23 protein-coding genes are annotated in these 21,739 nt (G+C 73.6%); 5 read left to right on the top strand and 18 right to left on the bottom strand.

Translation table 11 applies throughout. The features are described from left to right. Positions 1-106: 106 nt before the first annotated feature. The 3 genes from argJ to AB2U05_RS27025 form a co-directional block, all read right to left on the bottom strand. A complete protein-coding gene (argJ, locus tag AB2U05_RS27035; protein ID WP_045701639.1) occupies positions 107-1,255 on the bottom strand; it encodes a bifunctional glutamate N-acetyltransferase/amino-acid acetyltransferase ArgJ in 1,149 nt (382 codons plus the stop codon). A gap of 17 nt (positions 1,256-1,272) precedes the next feature. Next, positions 1,273-2,301: an N-acetyl-gamma-glutamyl-phosphate reductase gene (argC, locus tag AB2U05_RS27030; protein WP_045701583.1), complete on the bottom strand. Its 1,029-nt coding sequence runs from the start codon at positions 2,299-2,301 to the stop codon at positions 1,273-1,275. Positions 2,302-2,421: 120 nt separating this feature from the next. Beyond that, entirely contained in the window at positions 2,422-3,621 is a 1,200-nt protein-coding gene (locus AB2U05_RS27025) for a methyltransferase (RefSeq protein WP_369184492.1), read from the bottom strand. Positions 3,622-3,703: 82 nt separating this feature from the next. On the opposite strand from AB2U05_RS27025, the gene AB2U05_RS27020 reads away from it, so the two are divergent. Next, complete coding sequence (locus AB2U05_RS27020; RefSeq protein ID WP_045709948.1) at positions 3,704-4,108, top strand: VOC family protein; 405 nt, start codon at positions 3,704-3,706, stop codon at positions 4,106-4,108. A 9-nt stretch (positions 4,109-4,117) separates the two neighbouring features. Continuing rightward, a complete protein-coding gene (locus AB2U05_RS27015) occupies positions 4,118-4,492 on the top strand; it encodes an RNA-binding S4 domain-containing protein (RefSeq protein WP_045701591.1) in 375 nt (124 codons plus the stop codon). Between the two features lie 38 nt (positions 4,493-4,530). On the opposite strand, the gene AB2U05_RS27010 is transcribed toward AB2U05_RS27015, so the two are convergent. The 3 genes from AB2U05_RS27010 to AB2U05_RS27000 all read right to left on the bottom strand — a co-directional run bounded on the left by AB2U05_RS27010 (position 4,531) and on the right by AB2U05_RS27000 (position 6,640). Next, positions 4,531-5,043: an FBP domain-containing protein gene (locus tag AB2U05_RS27010; protein ID WP_045701593.1), complete on the bottom strand. Its 513-nt coding sequence runs from the start codon at positions 5,041-5,043 to the stop codon at positions 4,531-4,533. A gap of 51 nt (positions 5,044-5,094) precedes the next feature. Next, positions 5,095-5,649: an HD domain-containing protein gene (locus AB2U05_RS27005; protein ID WP_369184491.1), complete on the bottom strand. Its 555-nt coding sequence runs from the start codon at positions 5,647-5,649 to the stop codon at positions 5,095-5,097. 106 nt (positions 5,650-5,755) lie between these two features. Then, positions 5,756-6,640: an SAM-dependent methyltransferase gene (locus tag AB2U05_RS27000; RefSeq protein ID WP_078860624.1), complete on the bottom strand. Its 885-nt coding sequence runs from the start codon at positions 6,638-6,640 to the stop codon at positions 5,756-5,758. Positions 6,641-6,865: 225 nt separating this feature from the next. Here AB2U05_RS27000 and AB2U05_RS26995 point away from each other — a divergent pair, with 225 nt between their 5' ends. Beyond that, on the top strand, positions 6,866-7,768 hold the full coding sequence (locus AB2U05_RS26995) for a polysaccharide deacetylase family protein (RefSeq protein ID WP_045701597.1): 903 nt from the start codon (positions 6,866-6,868) through the stop codon (positions 7,766-7,768). Between the two features lie 23 nt (positions 7,769-7,791). Here the strand turns inward: AB2U05_RS26995 and AB2U05_RS26990 are convergent, their stop codons facing one another. Next, positions 7,792-8,610: an SDR family NAD(P)-dependent oxidoreductase gene (locus tag AB2U05_RS26990; protein WP_045709950.1), complete on the bottom strand. Its 819-nt coding sequence runs from the start codon at positions 8,608-8,610 to the stop codon at positions 7,792-7,794. Positions 8,611-8,894: 284 nt separating this feature from the next. On the opposite strand from AB2U05_RS26990, the gene AB2U05_RS26985 reads away from it, so the two are divergent. Further along, positions 8,895-9,764, top strand: a complete 870-nt coding sequence (locus tag AB2U05_RS26985) for a 3-hydroxybutyryl-CoA dehydrogenase (RefSeq protein ID WP_045701601.1) — start codon at positions 8,895-8,897, stop codon at positions 9,762-9,764. A gap of 63 nt (positions 9,765-9,827) precedes the next feature. On the opposite strand, the gene AB2U05_RS26980 is transcribed toward AB2U05_RS26985, so the two are convergent. The 11 genes from AB2U05_RS26980 to infC all read right to left on the bottom strand — a co-directional run bounded on the left by AB2U05_RS26980 (position 9,828) and on the right by infC (position 20,868). Then, a complete protein-coding gene (locus AB2U05_RS26980) occupies positions 9,828-10,670 on the bottom strand; it encodes a chitosanase (protein ID WP_045709951.1) in 843 nt (280 codons plus the stop codon). Between the two features lie 118 nt (positions 10,671-10,788). Beyond that, entirely contained in the window at positions 10,789-11,754 is a 966-nt protein-coding gene (locus tag AB2U05_RS26975) for a hypothetical protein (RefSeq protein ID WP_369184490.1), read from the bottom strand. Further along, positions 11,751-12,677 (bottom strand): ATP-binding cassette domain-containing protein, encoded by a 927-nt coding sequence (locus AB2U05_RS26970; RefSeq protein ID WP_045701605.1) that lies wholly within the window; start codon positions 12,675-12,677, stop codon positions 11,751-11,753. The genes AB2U05_RS26975 and AB2U05_RS26970 overlap by 4 nt, the downstream gene beginning before the upstream one ends. Then, positions 12,677-13,114 (bottom strand): GntR family transcriptional regulator, encoded by a 438-nt coding sequence (locus AB2U05_RS26965; protein WP_045701607.1) that lies wholly within the window; start codon positions 13,112-13,114, stop codon positions 12,677-12,679. Before AB2U05_RS26965 ends, AB2U05_RS26970 begins: the two co-directional genes overlap by 1 nt. Positions 13,115-13,222: 108 nt before the next feature. Next, positions 13,223-15,724: a phenylalanine--tRNA ligase subunit beta gene (gene pheT, locus AB2U05_RS26960; RefSeq protein ID WP_045701609.1), complete on the bottom strand. Its 2,502-nt coding sequence runs from the start codon at positions 15,722-15,724 to the stop codon at positions 13,223-13,225. Then, the gene (gene pheS / locus AB2U05_RS26955; RefSeq protein WP_045701612.1) at positions 15,724-16,845 is read right to left on the bottom strand and encodes a phenylalanine--tRNA ligase subunit alpha; all 1,122 of its coding nucleotides are present in this window, start codon (positions 16,843-16,845) and stop codon (positions 15,724-15,726) included. Before pheS ends, pheT begins: the two co-directional genes overlap by 1 nt. 223 nt (positions 16,846-17,068) lie before the next feature. After that, positions 17,069-18,172 (bottom strand): ATP-binding protein, encoded by a 1,104-nt coding sequence (locus AB2U05_RS26950; protein ID WP_045701614.1) that lies wholly within the window; start codon positions 18,170-18,172, stop codon positions 17,069-17,071. A 155-nt stretch (positions 18,173-18,327) separates the two neighbouring features. Next, a complete protein-coding gene (locus AB2U05_RS26945; protein WP_045709955.1) occupies positions 18,328-19,194 on the bottom strand; it encodes an RNA methyltransferase in 867 nt (288 codons plus the stop codon). A 110-nt stretch (positions 19,195-19,304) separates the two neighbouring features. Then, complete coding sequence (rplT, locus tag AB2U05_RS26940) at positions 19,305-19,700, bottom strand: 50S ribosomal protein L20 (protein WP_030055649.1); 396 nt, start codon at positions 19,698-19,700, stop codon at positions 19,305-19,307. A 109-nt stretch (positions 19,701-19,809) separates the two neighbouring features. Next, on the bottom strand, positions 19,810-20,004 hold the full coding sequence (gene rpmI / locus AB2U05_RS26935; RefSeq protein ID WP_045701618.1) for a 50S ribosomal protein L35: 195 nt from the start codon (positions 20,002-20,004) through the stop codon (positions 19,810-19,812). Positions 20,005-20,139: 135 nt separating this feature from the next. Next, a complete protein-coding gene (infC, locus tag AB2U05_RS26930; protein WP_078860626.1) occupies positions 20,140-20,868 on the bottom strand; it encodes a translation initiation factor IF-3 in 729 nt (242 codons plus the stop codon). Between the two features lie 459 nt (positions 20,869-21,327). Here infC and AB2U05_RS26925 point away from each other — a divergent pair, with 459 nt between their 5' ends. Beyond that, the gene (locus AB2U05_RS26925; protein WP_045701622.1) at positions 21,328-21,705 is read left to right on the top strand and encodes a DUF1844 domain-containing protein; all 378 of its coding nucleotides are present in this window, start codon (positions 21,328-21,330) and stop codon (positions 21,703-21,705) included. Positions 21,706-21,739: the final 34 nt, after the last annotated feature.

Here is a 21,739-nt window from a genome sequence, read left to right as displayed (position 1 = left end):
CAACGCGGTGTTGTTGCGGGCCTGTTCGCCCTTGGGTGCGATCTGCACGGGATTCCCTCGTAGTGGGGGTCCCCCCGGCCGAAGGCTGGGGGAGGATGTCGCGGGATCAGGTGGAGTAGGCGCTGTTCTCGTGGACGTAGTCGGCGGTGAGGTCGTTGGTCCACAGCGAGGCGTTCGCCGTACCGGCGTTGAGGTTCGCGGTGATGACGACCTCGCGGCCCTTCATGTCCACCAGGTCGCGGTCCTCGCCCACGCCGCCGGACTTGCAGACCCAGACGCCGTTGATGGCGACGTCGAGCTCGTTCGGGTCGAAGGCGGCGGCGGTGGTGCCGATCGCGGCCAGCACCCGGCCCCAGTTGGGGTCCTCGCCGTGGATGGCGCACTTGAGCAGGTTGTTGCGGCTGATCGTCCGGGCGACCTCGACGGCCTCGTCCTCGGTGGCGGCGCCGGTGACGTCGATCCGGATCTCCTTGCCGGCGCCCTCGGCGTCGCCGATCAGCTGCCGGGCCAGGTCGGCGCTGACCGCGCGGACGGCCTCGGCGAACTCGGCCGCGTCCGGGGCGGTTCCGGAGGCGCCGGAGGCGAGCAGCAGCACGGTGTCGTTGGTCGACATGCAGCCGTCGGAGTCGATCCGGTCGAAGGTGGTGCGGGTGGCGCCGCGCAGCGCGGCGTCCAGGCCGGCGGCGTCGACGTCGGCGTCGGTGGTGAGGACCACCAGCATGGTGGCCAGGCTCGGGGCGAGCATGCCCGCGCCCTTGGCCATGCCGCCGACCGTCCAGCCGGCCGGGCTGGTGACCTGGGCGGTCTTGTGCACGGTGTCGGTGGTCTTGATGGCGATCGCGGCGGCCTCGCCGCCCGTCGCGCTGAGCGCCTGCGCGGCCGTGGTGACGCCGGGCAGCAGGATGTCCATCGGCAGCCGGACGCCGATCAGGCCGGTGGAGGCGACGGCGACCTCGCCCGCGTTGAGACCCAGGTCCTCGGCCACCTTCTCCGCGGTGGCGTGGGTGTCCTGGAAGCCGAGCGGGCCGGTGCAGGCGTTGGCGCCACCGGAGTTGAGGACGACGGCGGAGACCCGGCCGCCCTTGAGGACCTGCTCGGACCAGAGGACGGGCGCGGCCTTGACCCGGTTCGCGGTGAAGACGCCGGCCGCGGCGAGCGAGGGGCCGTCGTTCACCACCAGGGCGAGGTCCGGGGTGCCGGAGGCCTTGATGCCGGCGGTGATGCCGGCGGCCCGGAAGCCCTTGGCGGCGGTCACGCCGGTGTTCTGGGTGGTCACGGTGCGACTCCGTTCACGGGGAGGCCGAGCTCCTCGGGCAGGCCGAGGGCGATGTTCATGCTCTGCACCGCGCCGCCCGCGGTGCCCTTGACCAGGTTGTCGATCGCGCTGATCGCGACGATCCGCCCGGCGGTGGCGTCCAGCGCGACCTGCACCAGCGCGGTGTTGGCGCCGTACACGCTGCTGGTCTGCGGCCACTGGCCCTCGGGCAGCAGGTGCACGAAGGGCTCGCCGTCGAACGCCTCGGCGTAGGCGGCGCGCAGGCGCTCGGCGGTCACGCCCGGCTTCGCCTTGGCGGAGCAGGTGGCGAGGATGCCGCGCGGCATCGGGACGAGGGTGGGGGTGAAGGAGACGGTGACCGGCTCGCCCGCGACCGGGGTGAGGTTCTGGGCCATCTCCGGGGTGTGCCGGTGCACGCCGCCGACGCCGTACGGGCTGACGCTGCCCATCACCTCGCTGCCCAGCAGGTGGGTCTTGGCGGCCTTGCCGGCGCCGGAGGTGCCGGAGGCGGCGACCACGACGGCCTCCGGCTCGGCGAGGCCGGCGGCGTACGCCGGGAACAGCGCGAGGGAGACGGCGGTCGGGTAGCAGCCGGGCACGGCGATCCGGTTGCTGCCCTTCAACGCGGCGCGGTGGCCGGGGAGTTCGGGCAGCCCGTAGGGCCAGGTGCCGGCGTGCGCGGAGCCGTAGAACTGCTCCCAGTCGGCGGCGGCCCGGAGCCGGAAGTCGGCGCCGCAGTCGACGACCAGGACGTTCGGGCCGAGCGCCTCGGCGACGGCGGCGGACTGGCCGTGCGGCAGCGCCAGGAACACCACGTCGTGGTCGGCCAGCACCTCGGGGGTGGTGGGCTCGAGGACGCGGTCGGCGAGCGGCAGCAGGTGCGGCTGGAGCGCGCCCAGCCGGGTGCCCGCGTTCGAGCCGCCGGTCAGCGCCCCGATCTCCACCTCCGGGTGGCCGAGCAGCAGGCGCAGCACCTCACCGCCCGCGTACCCGCTCGCGCCGGCGACGGCGACTCGCAATGCCATGGCGTTCCTCCTTGGTCTCGGCATGAATATACGTGGGGCAGAAAATTCATGCAAGGAGTATGCGGCGGGGCCGCGCTGGCCACCCCGCGCCGGCCACCTCCGCCGGCCGCCGCCCGGCCGTCAGCGCTTGACCGCGCGCAGCACCACGAACTTCGGGTTCCCCGCGACGAGTCGGCAGTTGCCGAAGAGCCGGCGCAGCTTGACGTGGTAGCCGAGGTGCCGGTTGCCGACCACCCACAGTTCGCCGCCGGGGCGCAGCGCCCGGCGGGCGCCGGTGAACATCCGCCAGGCGGTCGCGTCGGTGGTGGCCTGGTGGGAGTGGAACGGCGGGTTGTTGAGCACCAGGTCCACCGAGCCGGGGGCGAACACCGCCGGGTCGAGCGCGTCGGCGGTCAGGAACTCGGCCGGGGCGTCCGGGCCCAGGCCGGCGCGGAAGGTCTCCTCGGCGGAGGCCACCGCCTGGTACGACTCGTCCACGAAGACCAGCTCCGCGCCCGGGCCGGCCAGCGCGGCGGCCGTACCGACCACGCCGTTGCCGCAGCCGAGGTCCACCACCCGGTCGCCGGGGGCGGGGGTCGGCAGGTGGGACAGGAAGAAGCGGGTGCCGATGTCGAGGCGCTCGGCGCAGAAGGTGCCGGCGTGGTTGACGACCGTCCGGCCGGCGGCGGGGCCGATGTCGGTCGGCAGCGCGTAGCGGTGCGGCCACGGGCTGGGGCCGGGGGCGAGCGCCGGGTCGGGCGTGCAGAGGATCAGCCGGGCCTTGCGGACGGCCAGCGAGGTGCGGGTCGGGCCGAGGATCTTCTCGAACAGCTCCAGGGTGGAGGTGTGGATCTCGGTGACCATGCCGGCGCCGATCACCACGGTGCCCGGGTGGACGGCGGAGGCGAGCCGGTGCAGCTGGTCCTCCAGCAGCGCCAGGCTCTTGGGCACGCGCACCAGCAGCACGTCGATCCGCTCCGGCGGGGTGTCCCGGGTGGTCAGCAGCCGGGCCTCGTCGACGGCGGCGCCGGCCCGGGCCAGGTTGGCGCGGGTGGCCAGCCGGCCGAGGTGCGAGTCGGTGATCTGGACCGGTTCGTACGGCGCCAGCGCGGTGGTGAGCGCGCCCCAGCGGTCGCCGAGCACGGCGATCCGGCGGCCGGCCAGCTCGGTCGCGGCGCCGGCGGCGCTGTCGGCCTCCCCGGCGAGGTGGCGCAGCAGGTAGTCGTCGGCAGCGTCCCAGGCGCGCAGCCGCTCGCGGGGGTCCTCGGGGTGCCGGGTGAGGTGGAAGGCGCCCCAGGGGGTGGTGAACGGGGTCGCGGCGGCGGTGCTCTCGGGATTCATCGTGTTCTCAGGCTATCGGACGGGTCGGCGGGGAACCCTTTCGGCGGATACTGGAAGAGCCCGACCGAGAGGGGTGAGGGCGATGGACTGGAAGCTCGAAGTCGTGGTGGTCCCGGTGTCCGACGTGGACCGGGCGAAGCGGTTCTACGAGGAGCAGGCCGGCTTCACGGTCGACCACGACACCCGGCTGCGCGACGGCGTCCGGGTCGTCCAGCTGACTCCCCCGGGCTCGCGCTGCTCGATCGTCGTCGGCAAGGGGGTCATCGACTCGCCGCCCGGCTCGGTGAAGGGCCTCCAGCTGGTGGTGGCCGACATCGAGAAGGCGCACGCCGAACTCGCCGCGCGGGGCGTGGCGGTCAGCCCGGTGCAGCACTTCGAGGCGGGCTCCCGGGTCGACGGACACGGGGAGGCGTGGAACAGCTTCGTGTTCTTCAACGATCCGGACGGCAACGGCTGGGCCGTCCAGGAGGCGCCGTCCTTCGCATAGGCTCCGGGGATGGCTGAACACGAGGGGCCCGTACGGGTCGACGCCTGGATCTGGTCGGTCCGGCTGGCCAAGACGCGCGCGCTGGCGTCCGCCGCCTGCAAGGCGGGGCACGTGCGGGTGAACGGCGAACGCGCCAAGCCCGCGCAGACGCTGCGGCCCGGGGACGAGGTCCGGGTGCGCGAGGAGGGGTACGAGCGGGTCGTCGTGGTGCAGAAGCTCATCCGCAAGCGGGTCGGTGCGGCCGTGGCGGCGGAGTGCCTGGTCGACAACAGCCCGCCGCGGCCGCCGCGCGAGTTCGCCCCCAAGGTCGCCGAGCGCGACCGCGGCGCGGGCCGCCCGACCAAGCGGGAGCGGCGCGAGCTGGACGGGCTGCGCGGGCGGTGAGCGCGGGCGGTGAGTGCGAGCGGTGAGCGCCGGAGCGGTTACGCGGCGGCGTCGGCGGCGCCGAGCACCCGAGCCAGGAAGCCGTCCAGGTTGTCGACCGTGCGGGCGACCTGCTCCTCCAGCGACAGCGACTCGGTGGGCCGGCTGACCAGGGCGGACTTCTTCAGGCCGCGGACGTACAGCGAGCAGGCGAGGTCGGCGCAGACGTAGGTGCCCACGGTGTTGCCCTCCCGCCCGGCGGCCCCGGCCCGGCGGGCGGCCAGCAGCGCGACGCCGGCGCCGGCGTGCGCGGTGATGCACAGCGAGCAGACGTTCGTCCTGGTCAGGCTGCGCCGGATGGTCGGCACCCGGAGCGTCACCCCGACCAGCTCGCCGCCGTAGGGCGCCACCAGGTAGCCGCGGTCCGGCGCGCCCTGGTCCCGCCAGCCGAGGAAGTCCAGGTGCTCCCAGGGCAGTTCGGCCAGCCCTCGGGGCAGGCTGAGCCGACGCGCCTCGCCCTTGGAGCAGTTGACGAAGGACGCGCGGATCTCGGTCTCGGTGACGGCTTCCATGCCGCGGAAGCTAGCACCGCCGGCCCCGGCCTGTCGCGGCATTTTCGGGCGCTACGACACGGTTCGGACCGGATGCGCCGCCTGGACGGCGAGCCGCCGCGGGGCGTCCTCGCCGATCCCGGTGAGCAGGTCGTCCAGCGCCAGGAAGGCCTCCCAGGGCTGCTGCCCGGTGGCGGCCGCCAGGCGCTCGACCACCCGGTCCTCCAGGTCGCGGACGCGCCGGTTCTTCCACGCCTTGTCGGCGAGGCTCACCAGCAGGTCCTCGACGGTGGTGTCGGGGCGGCTCCAGCTGCCGTGGCGGCCGGCGAAGCGGGCCAGCCGCTCGGGGACGCCGGCGGCGCGCAGCAGGGCGTGGCCGGCGCGCTCGTGCGCACTGCCGGGGACGGAGAGCTCCTCGGGGTGGACGGTCTTGCCGATGTCGTGGGTGGCGGCGCCGAACAGGACGGCCTCGCGGTCGAACGGCAGGCCCTGGCGCTCGCAGAACTCGGCGATCCGCTGGGCGACTTCGTGGACCAGGGCGAGGTGGGCGAGGAGCCGGGGCGGGGCGCCGACCCGGGCCAGCAGTCCGGCGGCCGCGGGCGGCAGCGGGGGCAGGGTGGTGGTCACGCGGCAGGGTAGCCGGGCGTGCCCGGATCTGTCAGTGGCCGACCGTAGTGTGCGCAGTGCGGTCCCGGCGTGGAGGGGGCGCCGGGACCGCACATGTGAGGAGGCGTCAGCGTTTGAAGGCGACGCCCGCGTACGCCGAGACCTCCTGCCAGCCCTCGGGCAGGTCGGCGGTGCGGACGTGCCCGGCGGTGGGGCGCCAGAGCGGGAGTTGGACGAGGCCGGGGCCGGCGAACTCGAAGTCGCCGAAGAACGGCTCGACGTCGCCGCGCGGGCGCAGGACGAGCGGGGAGCTGGCCCCCCGGTAGATCCGCACGCCCGCGGCGGCGCTCTCGCGGGTGGCGAAGTCGGGGCTGCCGTGGGAGAGGATCAGGGCGCTGCCGGGGGCGAGCGCGTCGCGCAGGGTCCGTACGACGTGCTGCGCGCCCTCCTCGTCGCGGATGAAGTGCAGGACGGCGACCAGCATCAGGCCGACCGGCTGGGAGAGGTCGATGGTGGCCCCCAGGGCCGGGTCGCGCAGGATCGCCGCCGGGTCCCGCAGGTCGGCCTCGACCACCGAGGTGCGCCCGATCTGCTGGCCGGCCACCCGGGCCCGGGCGTGGGTGGCGACGATCGGGTCGTTGTCCACGTACACGACGTCCGCGTCCGGGGCGACCCGCCGGGCGACCTCGCTGGTGGAGCCGACCGCCGGGATGCCGGTGCCGATGTCGATGAACTGGCGCACGCCCTGCCCGGCCACGAACTCGACGGCGCGGCCGAGGAACTGGCGGTTGGTGCGGGCGAGCAGCGGCAGCGCCGGGTAGGCGGCGATGGCGGCCTGGGCGGCGCGGCGGTCGGCCTCGAAGTTGTCCTTGCCCCCGAGGTAGTAGTCGTACATCCGGGCGGTGTGCGGGGTGCCGGTGTCGAGTTCGCTGGGCGGCTGCCAGTCGTCGGCTCTCGCCCACTCCCAGTCGGTGCCGGTGTCCTGGTCGACGGCCGCGGTGTCCTCGTACATCTCGTTCCGCCCCCTGTGCTCAACGCCGGAAGTGTCGGCACCGCCGCTCTACGCGCGGTGCGCCGCGATCGTATCCAAGGACTTCCCTTGGAAACAGCGGGAGTTCAGGTTCCTGCAACCCGCACAGCACCGAATGTGTGCACGTCAAGGGTGGTGCGCGAACTCCGCCACGCCCACCCCGCCCCGGATCGCCCCACCCGCCCGCCGTCTCTATGCTGGCTGCCGATGACTGCCGACCGCCGCACCGTACTGCGCACCGCCGCCAAGCTGGCCGCCCTCTCCGCCGCCGGCGGCCTCCTCACCTCCTGCGGCAGCGGCGGCCACCGCCGCTCCGACACCGGGGCGCTCGCCGCGCACCCCGGCAGCGTCGACCCGACGCACACCACCGACCCGGCCTGGGGCGGCGGCGAGGGCCCGGCCTCCGCCGCGCCGAGCGCCTCGCCCGAGGCGCAGTCCACCGAGGCGGCCGCGGCCGCCCAGCCGTCCGCGCCGCCGACCCCGCCGGCGCTGCCGCCGCTGGCCGCCGGCACGCCGTTCGAGGTGGTGTCCGGCCCGCGCACCGGCAAGAACGTGGCGCTCACCTTCCACGGCAGCGGCGACCCGAAGCTGGCCACCGCCCTGCTGGAGGCCGCCGAGCAGCGCGGCGCCAAGGTGACCGTGATGGTCGTCGGCAGCTGGCTGGACCAGCAGCCGCAGATGGCCCGGCGGATCCTGGACGGCGGCCACGAGCTGGGCAACCACACCCAGAACCACCTCAACATCTCCGCGATGACCCCGGACCAGGCGCGGGCCGAGATCGCCCAGTGCGCGGACCGGCTGAAGCGGCTCACCGGCTCGATCGGCCGCTGGTTCCGGCCGTCCGCCGCCCAGTACGCCACCGCGACGGTGCGCGACCAGGCCAAGGCGGTCGGCTACGAGCACGTGCTGTCCTTCGACGTCGACCCGCGCGACTACAGCGACCCGACCGCCGCCGAACTGCAGCGCCGGGTGCTGGGCTCGGTGCGCGGCGGCTCGGTGGTGGCGCTGCACATGGGGCACCAGTGCACGATCGACGCGCTGCCGGGCATCCTGGACGGGCTCGGCAAGGCGGGGCTCAAGCCGGTGACCGCGAGCCAGCTCTGCGCCTAGGGCCGCCGCTCGCCGCTCGCCGGTCAGGCCATCGGGTCGTCGGCCTTGTACGGCCGCAGCCGCAGCGTCCGGGCGTCGGCCTCGCGGATCTCGTCGGCCCGGGCGACCAGCTCCGCCAGGTCGTCCCGCCCGGCGTGGATGAACCGCCCGTGCAGGCCGTCGAAGCGGCCGCGGGCGGCGTCCACGGTGACGGCGACCATGTACGGGATGGAGCCCCAGGCCTTCATGCCGTCGAACATCGGCATCCCGGCGGTCATGTCGGTGGCCACCGCGCCCGGGCTGATGTCGAGGACGACGACGCCGTGCCCGGCGAGCGAGTCCGCCATGTTGTCCGACAGCTGCAGCAGCGCGCCCTTGGAGGTGGCGTACGCGGTGTAGTGGCCGTCCGGGCGCAGCGCGAAGCCGGAGTTGAGGTTGACCACCCGGCCGCGCCGCCGCTCCACCATGCCGGGCAGGACGCAGCGCAGCAGGTTGTAGGGGCCGCGCAGGTTGGTCTCGACGACCTGCCACCACTGGTTGGCGTCGGTCTCCCAGATCGGCACCTCGGCGCGGTCGACCTGGCCGGCGTTGTTGACCAGCAGGTCGATCGGGCCGAGGTCGCGCTCGACGACCCGGACGGCCTCGCGCACCGCGCCGGGGCGGGTGACGTCGGCGGTGACGGCGACGCCGCGGGCGCCGCGCCTGACGCACTCCTTGAGCGTCTCGGTCAGCGTGCCGTGGGTGCGGCCGACCAGGCCGACCGCCATGCCCTCGGCGGCCAGGCCGATGGCGATCTCCCGGCCGATGCCCCGGCCCGCGCCGGTGACCACGGCGACCTGTCCTGTCAGCGATCCCGTCGGCACCGTGTGCTCCCTTCCCGTCCCCGGCCCCCGTCTGCGGCATTCTGGCGGCCGCCGGGCGGCCGTGGCCCCGGGCACACCCGCAGGGGTGGCCGCCTCACTCCTTCGGGGGATCCCGGCGACCTGGCACTCCTCCGGGGAGGGGGTGACCTACTGGCCGGTACGGAGTAGTAACGTCGTCGGGGCGGTGACCGGTGCACCCATACCGGTACACCGGCCCGGAGACCAGCGAGCCTGCTGGGCCACGAGTCGCTGGGCGACCCCCAGCACCATCGAAGGGCAACTGAGTGAGTGACATCGCGCGCGTGGGAGTAGTGGGCTGCGGCCTGATGGGGTCGGGCATCGCCGAGGTGTTCGCCCGGGCGGGGCTGGACGTCCTGGTGTCGGAGGCCAGCGGCGAGGCCCTGGAGTTCGGCCGCACCCGGCTGACCAACTCGCTGGACACGGCCGTCAAGCGCGGCAAGCTGACCCCCGAGGCGCGGGACGAGGCGATGTCCCGGCTGTCCTTCACGGTCGACCTGTCCGACTTCGCGGACCGCGACCTGGTGGTCGAGGCCGTCGCCGAGCGCGAGGACATCAAGGTCCAGATCTTCCAGACCCTGGACCAGGTGATCGAGCGCCGCGACGCGATCCTGGCCTCCAACACCTCCTCGATCCCGATCGTGAAGCTGGCCGCCGCCACCTCCCGCCCGGAGCAGGTGATCGGCCTGCACTTCTTCAACCCGGCGCCGGTGCAGAAGCTGGTCGAGGTCATCCCGACCCTGACCACCTCGGCCGCCACCACCGAGCGGGTCGAGGCCTTCGCCTCGCAGGTGCTCGCCAAGGAGCCGATCCGCGCCCGCGACCGGGCCGGCTTCGTGGTCAACGCGCTGCTCGTGCCCTACCTGCTGTCCGCGGTGCGGATGTTCGAGTCGGGCGTGGCCACCGCCTCCGACATCGACAAGGGCATGGAGGCCGGCTGCGCCCACCCGATGGGCCCGCTGCGGCTGTGCGACCTGATCGGCCTGGACACCATCGTCTCGATCGCCGAGTCCATGTACGACGAGTACAAGGAGCCGCTGTACGCCGCTCCCCCGCTGCTGTCCCGGATGGTCGACGCCGGTCTGCTGGGCCGCAAGTCCGGCCGCGGCTTCTACGACTACACCGCGACCGTCTGACCGGTCCGGAGCGCGCGCCGGGGCCCGGGAGCCGTCCAGCTCCCGGGCCCCGGCGGTTCCGGTTCAGCTGTTGATGCTGTAACTGTCGCCGTAGACCTTCCACTTGAGCGGCGGGTTGAGGTCGAAGTTCCCGGCGTTCAGGAAGACCAGCTGCTCGGTGTCGACCCTGCTGGTGTCGGAGTGCGCCTCCTCCTTCTTCATGACCACCTTGCGGGCCTCCAGGAAGGCCTTGAGGTAGGTGGCCTCGTCGCCGCCCTGGGCGGGCGTCCTGGCCTTCTTCATGGCGGCGGCGCGGATGCCGCCGAAGCTGTCGGAGCTGTCGCCCGGGCCGTGCATGACGATGGCGTCGTAGTAGGCGAACTGGCCGAGCGCGCGCAGGCCGTCGGCCTTGGCCTGGCTGACGGCGGGGTTGAAGTAGACCCGGTCGCGCTCGTCGTTCTGGGCCTGCTGGAAGACCGGGTCCTTGGCGGCGGTGGCCCAGTCCTTGACGAACGGGGTGCCGAGGCCGGCGTGCGAGGCGCTGCCGTTGACCTTCTTCAGCGCCGGCAGGTACTTGGCGAGGACGTTGCCGGGCTTGAGGTCGGTGTAGTGCCGGACCAGGTCCAGCATGTCCCCGGTGCCGGAGCAGAAGCCGATGATGCCGGCGGTGTAGCCGCGGCCGTCGCCGATGTCCTCGATGTACTTGTACTGGGCCTTCCAGTCCAGGGAGGAGTTCTCCGCGCTGGACACCAGCTGCATCGCGATGTCCTTCTTGTGCGGGTCGTCGAGGCCGACTCCCTTGATCTGCACGGACGTTGCCGCGGGCGCGGGCTGGGCGGCGGCCGCGGTGGCCGCGGCCGTCAGGGGCGCGGCCACCAGGGCGGCGGCGAGGGCGATGCGGAGGGCGCGACGGGGCTGAGGGCGCATGGGTGCTCCGGTTCCTCGATGGGTTAGGAAACCTTCCTAACGAGAAGGAAAACGCCCTCCGGCCCGCCCCCGCAAGGGTTTTGACGGAACTGCTTCAAGTCGGTCCGAACCGCGCAGGTCAGGCCGCCCGGCGCCGCACCCACCAGACCGCCGCCACGCACAGTGCCACCGCGAGCAGGGTGGTCCAGCCGAACTCGATCCACTGGAACGGCCAGAAACGGTCGGCCGGTTGGTACACCTCGTGCATCGTGTAGCCGCCGTCGTGCACCAGGGACTGGAGGTGGGCGTAGTCGCCGCCGAGGTCGTAGAAGGCGGACTCGGACATCCGGTTCCCGGCCGGGTCCGTGTACCAGACGCTCAGCACCCAGCGGTCGTCCACGGCCAGGGACGTCATCGCACGCACCGGCTCGTCCAGCGGAGTCATGTAGTGCGAGCGCACGGCCTCGGAGAGGAACGGCAGCGCGACCGAGGCTGCCAGGCCGAGGCCCACCGCGAGCACGGTGCGGCGCAGCACCGCGCCGGCCAGCGCCGCGACCCCGAAGGCCACCAGCACCCGGCCGACCAGCACCGGCGACGCCTGCACGAAGAGGTCCGGGTGGAACTGTCCGCCCATGAGCTCCAGCGGCGCGCTCCACCAGCGCAGCACCAGCCCGAACAGCGCTGCCACCACGGCCAGCACCGCACCGCCCAGAACCAGGCCGCCCGCCGTCCAGCGGGTCCGCCCGGCCCCCTGGGTCCAGGCGAAGCGCACCGTGCCGTGCTCGAACTCCCGCGCCAACAGCGGGCCGCCGAGGAACGCGCCGAACACGCCGCCGAGGACGTAGGACACGCTGCCGAGCATCGGCATGCTGTCGGCGTACTGGTGCAGGTACCGCTTGAACTTCTCCACGCAGGCGGCGCTGGCCGGATCGCAGGAGCCCGCGCCCGTGCGGTCCAGGCCGTTGTGCAGGTACCAGCCGTGCACCAGCAGGACGAGCGAGATCGCGCCCATCACCGCGAGCAGGGTCAGCAGCGCCGGCCGGTGGCGCAGCCCGGCGGCCCGCAGCACGGCGGAACGCGGCGGGGCGAGGGTGGTGGAGCTCACGGCAGCAGGACCTTCTCGTTCGTACGGACGGCCCCGCGCGGGCCGGGGAGGGCGGAGGCGGTCGGCTCGCGCAGGTACGCGAGCACCAACTCCTCCAGGCCGATGCGCTGTTGGCGCCAGTCGCCGGTGACCGGCGCGTCCACGCCGCCGGTGCGGACCAGCAGGTGGGACTGCGCGCCGGCCCGGCGGTCGCGGACCACCGGCAGGCGCTCGGCGACGGCCTGGGCCTGCGCGGTCGGGCCGGTGAGCATCCGGTGGCCGCCCAGCAGGTCGTCCACCTCCCCGGCGACCTGGACCCGGCCGCCGGTGAGCACCACCAGGTAGTCGCAGGTCTGCTCCAGCTCGTTGACGGCGTGCGAGGAGAACACCACCGACAGGCCGTCCTCGGCCACCGCGGTGAGCAGCACGGCCATGAAGTCGTGCCGGGCGAGCGGGTCGAGCGCGGCCAACGGCTCGTCCAGCAACAGGAGTTCGGGCCGCTTGGCGAGGGCCAGGGCGAGCGAGACCTGGGCCTGCTGGCCGCCGGAGAGCCGGCCGTACTTGCGGTCCAGCGGGATGCCGAGGCCGTCCAGGTGGGTGCGCGCCCGGTCGGCGTCCCAGCGCCGGTTGAGGTGGCGGCCCATCGCGAGCAGGTCGCGCACGCGCAGGCCCGGGTAGAGCGCGGCGTTCTGGGCGACGAAGCCGATCCGGTCCAACGCCCGGGGCGAGCCGGGGAGTTGGTCGCCGAGGACGGTCATCGCACCCTCGCTGGGCAGGGTCAGGCCGGCCGCCAGGCTGAGCAGCGTGGTCTTGCCGGCGCCGTTCGGGCCGACCAGGGCCACCACGTGCCCGGCCGGGACGGCGAGGTGGCAGTCCCGCAGCGCCCAGGAGCGGCGGTAGCGCTTGCCGATCCCGCCGCAGTCGATCACCGTGTCCGCCGACATCACGCCACCACCCCGTTGCGACCCTCGCGCAGGTCGCGCAGCGCGTCCTCGAACACCGCGACCATCCCCCCCTCGTCCAGCCCGGCGGCCCGCGCCGAGCGCATCCAGTCCAGCAGCCCCCGCCGCAGCGCGGCCCGTTCGCGCAGCGGCACCACCCCGGCGGGCAGCCCGCGCACGAAGGTGCCCTGGCCGCGACGGCCGGCCGCCAGGCCGCGGTGCTCCAGCTCCCGGTAGGCCTTGAGCACGGTGTTGGGGTTGATCGCCAGGCCGGCGACCACCTCGCGCACCCGGGGCAGCTGGTCCCCCTCGCTCAACCAGCCCATCCGCAACGCCTGTTCGACCTGCTGCACGAGCTGCAGGTAGGTCGGGACACCGGAGGCCGGGTCCAGGCGGAACTCGATCGGAGAGGGCTGGTCGGCGCCTTTATCTAGTTCCATAGGTAAAGAGATAAACGAGGAGGTGAGGGGCCGTCAAGCCAAGAGAACGCAAAGGGCCCCGCCCGGACCGGGGAACGGTCCGAACGGGGCCCTTCGGGGCCTACCGGATCAGGCGCCGCGCAGCACCGCGCCGGTGCGGGCGACGGCCTCGGCGACGGCCGCCTCGCGGGCGGCGGTGGCCTCGTCGGCGGTCAGCGTGCGGTCCGCGGCGCGGAAGCGCAGCGCGTACGCCAGCGACTTCTTGCCCTCGCCGACCTGCTCGCCGGTGAACACGTCGAACAGCCGGATGGCCTCCAGCAGTTCGCCCGCGCCGGAGCGCAGCGCGGCCTCGACCTCGGCGGCCGGGACGGCGGTGTCGACGATCAGCGCGACGTCCTGGGTGGCGACCGGGAAGCCGGACACGGCCGGGCCGTTGACCTTCTGAGGGCCGTCCGCCGTCAGCAGGTCGACGTCGATCTCCATGGCCGCCGAACGGGCCGGCAGGCCGAGCGCCTTGACCACGCGCGGGTGCAGCTCGCCGGCGTGGCCGACCACCCGGTCGGTGCCGGTGACGACCAGCTCGGCGCAGCGGCCCGGGTGCCAGGGCGCGAGCTGCCCCTGGCGGACGGTCAGCTCCACGCCGGCCGCGCGGGCGACCGTGCGGGCCGCCTCGACGGCGTCCGCCCAGGAGGCCTGGTCGCCCTTGCCCCACCAGCCGGACGGCAGCCGCTCGCCCGCGAGGGCGACGGCGATCCGGCGCGGCTGGTCCGGCAGCGCGGCGTCCAGCTCGGCCAGCTCGGCGTCGCTGGGCCGGTGGTCGACGGACGGGCGCGGCGCCACCGACAGCTCGTCCTTGGGCAGGAAGACGGTGCCGGCCTCGAAGATCGCCAGGTCGGTGTTGCCCCGGCCGACGTTGCGGCGCAGCGCGCCGAGCAGGCCCGGCAGCAGCGTGGTGCGCAGCGCCGGCTCCTCGTCGTTCAGCGGGTTGACCAGCTTGACGGTGCGGCGGCGCCGGTCCTCCGGCTCCAGGCCGAGCGCCTCGAAGGCGGGCTCGCCGAGGAACGGGTAGTTGTTGACCTCGACGTAGCCGGCCCCGGCCAGCGCCACGCCGATCCGGCGGTGGATGCGCTGGGCCTCGGTCAGGCCCTTGCCCGGCGGGACGTTCGGCATCCGGGCGGGGACGTTGTCGTAGCCCTCCAGCCGGATGACCTCCTCGGCGAGGTCGTACGGGTCGGTGAGGTCGGGCCGCCAGGTCGGCGGGGTGACCTCCAGGGTGTCGGCGCCCGCGACCGAGCAGCCGATCTCCTGCAGGCGCCGGGTGACCGTCTCGCGGCCGTACTCGGTGCCGGCGACCCGGTCGGGCAGGTCGGCGGAGATCAGGATGGTGCGCACCGGGTGCGGGGCGGCGATGTCGGTGACCCCGGCCTCCGCGGTGCCGCCGGCGATCAGCACCAGCAGGTCGACGGCGCGCTGCGCGGCGGCGCGGGCCGCCTCCGGGTCCACGCCGCGCTCGAAGCGCTTGGAGGCCTCGGAGGGCAGCTTGTGCCGCTTGGCGGCACGGGCGATGACGACCGGGTCGAAGTGCGCGGCCTCGATGATCACCTCGGTGGTGCCCGGACCGGCAGCCGGGTCGAGGATCTCGGTGGAGGCGCCGCCCATGACGCCCGCGAGCCCGATCGGGCCGCTGTTGTCGCAGATCAGCAGGTCCTCGACGGACAGCTTGCGGTCGACCCCGTCCAACGTGGTCAGGGTCTCGCCCGGCTCCGCCCGGCGGACCGAGATCGGGCCGTCCACGCGCTGCTTGTCGTAGGCGTGCAGCGGCTGGCCGACCTCCAGCATCACGTAGTTGGTGATGTCGACGGTCAGCGAGATCGGGCGGATGCCCGACTTCTGCAGGCGGCGCTGCAGCCAGATCGGGGACTTGGCGTTCGGGTCGACGCCGACGACGGTGCGGGCGACGAAGCGGTCGCAGCCGGCCGGGTCGTTGACCTTCACCAGGTAGCCGAAGGAGTTCGCCGGCGGCACGTCGAGCAGCGCCGGGTCGGCCAGCGGCAGCCCGTACGCGGCGGCGGCCTCGCGGGCCACGCCGCGCATGGACAGGCAGTAGCCGCGGTCCGGGGTGACGGCGATGTCCAGCACCTCGTCGACCAGCTGCAGCAGCTCGATGGCGTCGGTGCCGGGCTCGAACTCCGGCGGCAGCACGAGGATGCCGCCGTGGTCGTCGCCCATGCCGAGCTCGCGGGTGGAGCAGATCATGCCGGCCGAGGTGTGGCCGTAGGTCTGGCGGGCCGCGATCGGGAACGGGCCGGGCAGCACGGCTCCCGGGAGCACGACCACGACCTTGTCGCCGACCGCGAAGTTGGTCGCGCCGCAGACGATCTCCTGCGGCTCGCCGGTGCCGTTGGCGTCGCCGACGTTGACGAAGCAGTGCCGGATCGGCTTCTTGAAGCCGGACAGCTCCTCGATGGAGAGCACCTCGCCGACCACCAGCGGGCCCTTGAGGTCGGCGCCGAGCTGCTCGACGGTCTCGACCTCCAGTCCGGCCCGGACCAGGCGCTCCGCCACGTCACGGCCGGTCTCGCCGGCCGGCAGGTCGACGTACTCGCGCAGCCAGGAAAGCGGGACGCGCATCAGATCTCCATCCCGAACGGGAGGGTGAAGCGCACGTCACCCTCGACCATGTCGCGCATGTCGGCGACGTTGTGACGATTCATCAGGATCCGCTCCAGGCCCAGGCCGAAGGCGAACCCGCTGTAGCGGTTCGGGTCGACGCCGCAGGCGACCAGCACCCGCGGGTTGACGACGCCGCAGCCGCCCAGCTCGATCCAGCCCTCCGAGGAGCAGGTCCGGCACGGCCGGTCCGGGTTGCCGACGCTCTCGCCGCGGCACACGAAGCACTGCAGGTCGATCTCGGCGCTCGGCTCGGTGAACGGGAAGTACGAGGGGCGCCAGCGCAGCTCCAGGCCGCCGCCGATCAGCTTCTCGACCAGCACCTCGATGGTGCCCTTGAGGTCGGCGAAGGTGATGCCCTCGTCGACGGCGAGGCCCTCGACCTGGCGGAACACCGGGGTGTGGGTGGCGTCCAGCTCGTCCGTCCGGTAGACCCGGCCGGGGCAGACCACGTACACCGGGGGCTCGCGGTCGAGCAGGGTGCGGGCCTGGACCGGGGAGGTCTGGGTGCGCAGCACCACGCCGGAGTCGGCGGAGCCGTCCGGGGCCTGGACGAAGAAGGTGTCCTGCATCGAGCGGGCCGGGTGGTCCGGGCCCAGGTTGAGGGCGTCGAAGTTCAGCCACTCGGCCTCGACCTCGGGGCCCTCGGCGACCTGGTAGCCCATCGCGACGAAGGTGTCCTCGATGCGCTCGGCCAGCGTGGTCAGCGGGTGCCGGGCGCCGCGCGGGGCGCGGTCGTACGGCAGGGTGACGTCCACCGCCTCCTCGACCAGCACGCGGGCGTCCCGCTCCGCCTCCAGCTCGGCCTGGCGCTTGGCCAGGGCCTGGTTGACGGCGCCGCGGGCCTGGCCGATCAGCTTGCCGGCGGCGGCCTTGGCGTGCGGGGGCAGGGCGCCGATCTCGCGGTTGGCGAGGGAGAGGGCCGAGCGGTCGCCGGTGTGGGCGACCTTGGCCTGCTTCAGCTCGTCCAGGGTGCCGGCGGCGGCGAAGGCGGCGATCGCCTCGTCCCGCGCCTGCTCCACCACTTCGGGCTTGAGGGCCTCGACCTCGACCGGGTCGTACGACTTGTTGGGTGCCGACATCTCTATCTTCCCGTGCTCCTGCTCGTCCGTGCTCAGGTGTGTGGGGCTCGCCTTCGCGCCACGCCCGGCGGGGCCGGGGCACGGGCAGCCCGGGCTCCGTTCACCGGAGGCTCACGGGAGTGGGTGTCCGCGGCTCAGCCGCGCAGGGCGTTGCGCAACGCCAAAGGTCGAGTGTAGTCGCAGCGCGTAGCGCGGCTGCCGTGAAGCCCGTCCGGGCCCCGCTTCAGAGCATGAAGTCGGGCACGCCGGCGGGCAGGATAAATCGGAACCGGGCGCCGCCGCCGGGCGCGCGGTCGACCCGGATGGAGCCGCCGTGGGCCTCCACGATGCCCTTGACGATGTAGAGGCCGAGGCCGGTGCCGCCGCGCTTGGAGCCGCGCCAGAAGCGGGTGAAGACGCGCGGCATCGAGTCCTCGGGGATGCCGCTGCCTTCGTCGCTCACGGTGACCGCTGTGCCTTCCACGATGCGGGGCGGGGTGCCGGAGCGCTCCCAGACGGGCGCCTCGACGACCTCCTTGGCCGGTGCCACCTCGATGGTGACAGTTCCCTCGCCGTGGCGCACCGCGTTTTCCAGCAGGTTGGCCAGCACCTGGTCGAGCTTGTCCGGGTCGGCCCAGAGCACCGTCAGCGGCTCGGTGATCCGGACGTCGAAGCGCTCCTCGGGGATGCCGGTGGCGACCGTCCGCTCGACGTGCCGGCGCACCGCCGCCGCCGGGTCGACCACCTGCTTGCGCAGCTCCAGCCGGCCGGCGTCGATCCGGGAGATGTCCAGCAGCTCGGCGATCAGCCGGGTGACCCGGTCGGCGTCCGCGTCGACGGTCTCCAGCATCAGCCGCTTCTGCCCGTCGGTGAACCGCTCCCACTTGGCCAGCAGCGTCTTGGTGAAGCCCTTGACGCTGGTCAGCGGGGAGCGCAGCTCGTGCGCGACGGTGGCGATCAGCTCGGCGTGGCTGCGCTCGGTGCGGCGCCGGGCCTCGGTGCCGCGCAGCGCGATCACCAGCCGCTCCAGCGGCCCGCGGGGCACCGCCCGGACGTACCGGGCGGAGACCAGGACCTCGCGGCCGCCGGGCAGCAGCAGGTTGCGCTCCGGCTGCCCGGTGCGGATCGCCAGCCCGCCGTACGGGTCGGTCAGCTGCCACCAGCGGTGGCCGTCCAGGTCCTCCAGCGGGAGGACGTCCTCCAGCAGCTGCCCGAGCGCGGCCGCCGGCCGCACGCCGGTCAGCCGGGCCGCGGCCCGGTTGAAGCCGACCACCCGGCCCAGCGCGTCGGCGACCACCAGGCCGTCCGGCAGGTCGTCCGGGTCCAGCTCAGGCCCGCTGCCGACCATGGGTGTCCTCCCCGATTACCCACCGTGCAGTTCCCCCCACTCAGGCAGACCCTAGCGCCTCGCAGGCCCCGGCAGTAGGGCCTGCGGCGGGGTGATCCCGGCGCGTCGTGGGGCGTACGAGGCGCGCGCGCCTCCCCGGGCGTGGGCGCCGGGCCTCAGCCCGCGGCCCGGCAGCCGCCGGGCGAGCGCTGGGCCCGCGCCGAGGCGTACAGGCAGACGGCCGCGGCGGTGGCCAGGTTGAGGCTCTCGGCGTGGCCGTGGATGGGCACCCGCACGACCTCGTCGGTGAGCGCGCGGGTCTCCTCCGGGAGCCCCCACGCCTCGTTGCCGAACACCCATGCGCCGGGCGCGCCCAGGGTGCCCTCGTCGAGCTCCTGGTCGAGGTCGCGCTCCCCCGCGCCGTCCGCGGCCAGCACCCGCACGCCCGCCTCGCGCAGCTTCCCGACCGCCTCCTCGACCGGCACGCCGACCGCCACCGGCAGGTGGAACAGGCTGCCCACGGAGGCCCGGACGGCCTTCGGGTTGTAGAGGTCCACGGAGGCGTCGGTGAGCACCACGGCGTCCGCGCCGGCCGCGTCGGCGGTGCGCAGCACGGTGCCCGCGTTCCCGGGGTCGCGCACGTGGGCGAGGACCGCCACCAGCTTGGGCCGGGCCTTCAGGACCTCGGCGAACGGGGTGTCGATGAAGCGGCAGAGCGCCACGATGCCCTGCGGGGTCACCGTGTCGCAGATGTCGGCGATCACCTCGTCGGTGGCGGTCAGCACCGGCAGGCCCTCGGCGAGCGCGGCCTCGACGATGTCGGCGTGCCGCTCGGCGGCCTCCTGGCCCACGTACACCTCGACCACGGCGTGCTCTCCCGTCCCCGGCAGCCGGCCGAAGGCGACGGCCTCCCGGACGGCCTGCGGGCCCTCGGCCAGGAAGCGGCGCTCCTTGGTGCGCTGGTTCCGCTTGGCGAGCCGGCGGGCGGCGACGACGCGCGGCGAGCGCAGGGAGGTGAGCAGGGGGGTGTCGGTGCTCGGCATGGTCTCGTTCTCTGGAGGCGCTGACTCTGGGCGGGATGGGGGCGGAACGCAGAACCGGACCCGCAGGCGAGCCTGCGGGTCCGGTCGGAAGCTCAACCGATCTCGGAAGATCAGGCGGCGTCGGCGGCGGCCTTCGGGGCGTTCACGTCGGCCGGCAGCGCCTTCTGGGCGACCTCGACCAGGGAGGCGAACGCACCCGGGTCGTTGACGGCCAGGTCGGCCAGCATCTTGCGGTCGATCTCGACGCTGGCGGCCTTCAGGCCCTGCACGAAGCGGTTGTAGGTGATGCCGTTGGCACGGGCCGCAGCGTTGATGCGCTGGATCCACAGCTGACGGAAGTCGCCCTTGCGCTTCTTGCGGTCGTTGAAGTTGTAGACCAGCGAGTGGGTGACCTGCTCCTTGGCCTTGCGGTACAGGCGCGAGCGCTGGCCGCGGTAGCCGCTGGCGCGCTCCAGGATGACCCGGCGCTTCTTGTGGGCGTTGACTGCCCGCTTGACGCGTGCCACTTGATTACTCCTTGGGTTGGACCACGGACTACTTCACGTGGTCCGTCATTCGAATGGGTCGGGAAGGATCAGCTGCCCCGCACTCGGCTCGCGCCGGGCGGGAGGGCGATCACTTGCCGAGAAGCTTCTTGATCTTCTTGGCGTCAGCGGGGGCCAGCTCGATCGTCCCGGCCAGCTTGCGGGTCAGCGTCGAGGGCTTGTGCTCCAGGAGGTGGCGGCGGCCGGCGCGCTCGCGCAGCACCTTGCCAGAGCCACTGATCTTGAAGCGCTTGCTGGCGCCACTGTGCGTCTTCTGCTTCGGCATTTCGCCGTATCTCCTCGTCGGTCCCGTCCGCGCCCGCGCGGTTTGCGCCGCGCGGGCGTGAACTGGATGGATCTGCGGTGGCGGGCGGGACGCCCGTCACCAGGGGGCCGACCCCGGTCGTCCGAGCCTTGCGGCTCAGGCGCCCTGGGGGGCGGCCGGCTGCTCGACCGGAGCCTCGGCCGCGGGGGCCTCGACCTCGGCCGGGGCGTCCTGCACCTCGGCGTCGGCCTCGATCTCGTCGGCCTCGATCTCGGCGGCGTCGTCCGCGGCGGCGTCGGAGCCGACGGTGCGGCCCTGTCGCTCGGCCTTGCGGGCGTCCGCGAGGGCACGGGCCTCGGCCATCGCCTCGGTCTTCTTCTTGTGCGGGCCAAGAACCATGATCATGTTCCGGCCGTCCTGCTTCGGCGAGGACTCGACGAAGCCCAGGTCCTGGACGTCGTCGGCGAGCCGCTGCAGCAGACGGAAGCCCAGCTCGGGGCGGGACTGCTCACGACCACGGAACATGATCGTGATCTTGACCTTGTCACCCTGCTTGAGGAACCGGACGACGTGACCCTTCTTGGTGTCGTAGTCGTGCGGGTCGATCTTCGGCCGGAGCTTCATCTCCTTGATGACCGTGTGCGCCTGGTTCTTGCGCGCCTCACGGGCCTTCATGGCCGACTCGTACTTGAACTTGCCGTAGTCCATGAGCTTGCACACCGGCGGCCGGGCGGTCGCCGCGACCTCGACCAGGTCGAGGTCGTACTCCTGCGCGAGCTCCAGCGCCTTGGCAAGCGGCACGATGCCGACCTGCTCGCCGCTGGGACCGACGAGTCGCACCTCCGGGACGCGAATCCGGTCGTTGATGCGGGGCTCGGTGCTGATGGGGCCTCCTCGGTTGCACCTTCTGCGATGCGGCCGTCGGACGGCGGTCGCACGTAGTGGACTCGACCACTGGGCGGGGCTTCATTCGTGCTGCGCTGCCCGGTGCCCCTCGACACCGTGTGCACCGCGACACGAAAAAAGCCCCGCTCGGTACAAGCGGGGCTCCACACAACCGGGGGCGGCGCCCGGTGAGGGACGCTGCGGGCGACTCGGCGCCGTGGCGCCCGTCGCGGACCGGACCCGTCGACCGCGAGGCCGATCAGGTGGGAGACTTTCGCGGTTGCCCTCTCGGGCCTCCTCGCAGTGGAGCCTCCACTTGCTGGCCGGATTCCCACGAGGGATCCCGGCCGGTCAGTCTCGAAGCCTACAGCGTCGGGCGTCCGAACGCTATTCCGCCCCCGCGCCGGGGCCCTTGTACGCTCCTGGGGTACGACACCGGCACGACGGAACGAGCCCCCCTTGAGCAGCGAGCCCACCCAGAACCCCGGCGCGGACGACGAGGCGATCGGCTTCGACGACCTCACCCGGGACATCGCCGAGGTCCCGGCCGTCGAGGTGATCACCACCGTCGCCGTGCACCTGATGAGCGCCGCCGCCGTCAAGTGCGGCCTCGCCGAGGGCGGCGAGAAGGACAAGGACCTGGACGAGGCCCGCAAGCTGATCACCGCGCTCGCCGGGCTGATCACCGCCGGCGCCCCCGAGATCAGCAACTTCCACGCCGCGCCGCTGCGCGACGGGCTGCGCTCGCTGCAGCTCGCCTTCCGCGAGGCCTCGCTCGTCCCGGACGCGCCGGGCGCCGGGCCGGGCGAGAAGTTCACCGGGCCGGTCTACTCCTGACGCCCCCGCCGGGCCGCCGCCTCGGGTGAGGCGG

The sequence above is a fragment of the Streptomyces sp. Y1 genome (assembly GCF_041053115.1).
In the GTDB taxonomy this organism is placed as follows: Bacteria; Actinomycetota; Actinomycetes; order Streptomycetales; family Streptomycetaceae; genus Kitasatospora; species Kitasatospora rubellomurina.
The sequence above is the reverse complement of the archived record's forward strand: the minus strand, read 5'-3'. Positions and strand labels throughout refer to the sequence as shown.

Excerpts from the sequence above, each read along its gene's own strand:
- AB2U05_RS26945 (WP_045709955.1), bottom strand. The coding sequence starts at position 19,194 with ATGCCGAGCACCGACACCCCCCTGCTCACCTCCCTGCGCTCGCCGCGC.
- rpmI (WP_045701618.1), bottom strand. The coding sequence starts at position 20,004 with ATGCCGAAGCAGAAGACGCACAGTGGCGCCAGCAAGCGCTTCAAGATC.
- AB2U05_RS27025 (WP_369184492.1), bottom strand. The coding sequence starts at position 3,621 with ATGAATCCCGAGAGCACCGCCGCCGCGACCCCGTTCACCACCCCCTGG.
- AB2U05_RS27000 (WP_078860624.1), bottom strand. The coding sequence starts at position 6,640 with ATGTACGAGGACACCGCGGCCGTCGACCAGGACACCGGCACCGACTGG.
- AB2U05_RS26970 (WP_045701605.1), bottom strand. The coding sequence starts at position 12,677 with ATGTCGGCGGACACGGTGATCGACTGCGGCGGGATCGGCAAGCGCTAC.
- AB2U05_RS27020 (WP_045709948.1), top strand. The coding sequence starts at position 3,704 with ATGGACTGGAAGCTCGAAGTCGTGGTGGTCCCGGTGTCCGACGTGGAC.
- AB2U05_RS26995 (WP_045701597.1), top strand. The coding sequence starts at position 6,866 with ATGACTGCCGACCGCCGCACCGTACTGCGCACCGCCGCCAAGCTGGCC.
- AB2U05_RS27015 (WP_045701591.1), top strand. The coding sequence starts at position 4,118 with ATGGCTGAACACGAGGGGCCCGTACGGGTCGACGCCTGGATCTGGTCG.
- AB2U05_RS26980 (WP_045709951.1), bottom strand. The coding sequence starts at position 10,670 with ATGCGCCCTCAGCCCCGTCGCGCCCTCCGCATCGCCCTCGCCGCCGCC.
- AB2U05_RS26965 (WP_045701607.1), bottom strand. The coding sequence starts at position 13,114 with ATGGAACTAGATAAAGGCGCCGACCAGCCCTCTCCGATCGAGTTCCGC.
- AB2U05_RS26950 (WP_045701614.1), bottom strand. The coding sequence starts at position 18,172 with ATGGTCGGCAGCGGGCCTGAGCTGGACCCGGACGACCTGCCGGACGGC.
- pheT (WP_045701609.1), bottom strand. The coding sequence starts at position 15,724 with ATGCGCGTCCCGCTTTCCTGGCTGCGCGAGTACGTCGACCTGCCGGCC.
- AB2U05_RS27010 (WP_045701593.1), bottom strand. The coding sequence starts at position 5,043 with ATGGAAGCCGTCACCGAGACCGAGATCCGCGCGTCCTTCGTCAACTGC.
- pheS (WP_045701612.1), bottom strand. The coding sequence starts at position 16,845 with ATGTCGGCACCCAACAAGTCGTACGACCCGGTCGAGGTCGAGGCCCTC.
- argC (WP_045701583.1), bottom strand. The coding sequence starts at position 2,301 with ATGGCATTGCGAGTCGCCGTCGCCGGCGCGAGCGGGTACGCGGGCGGT.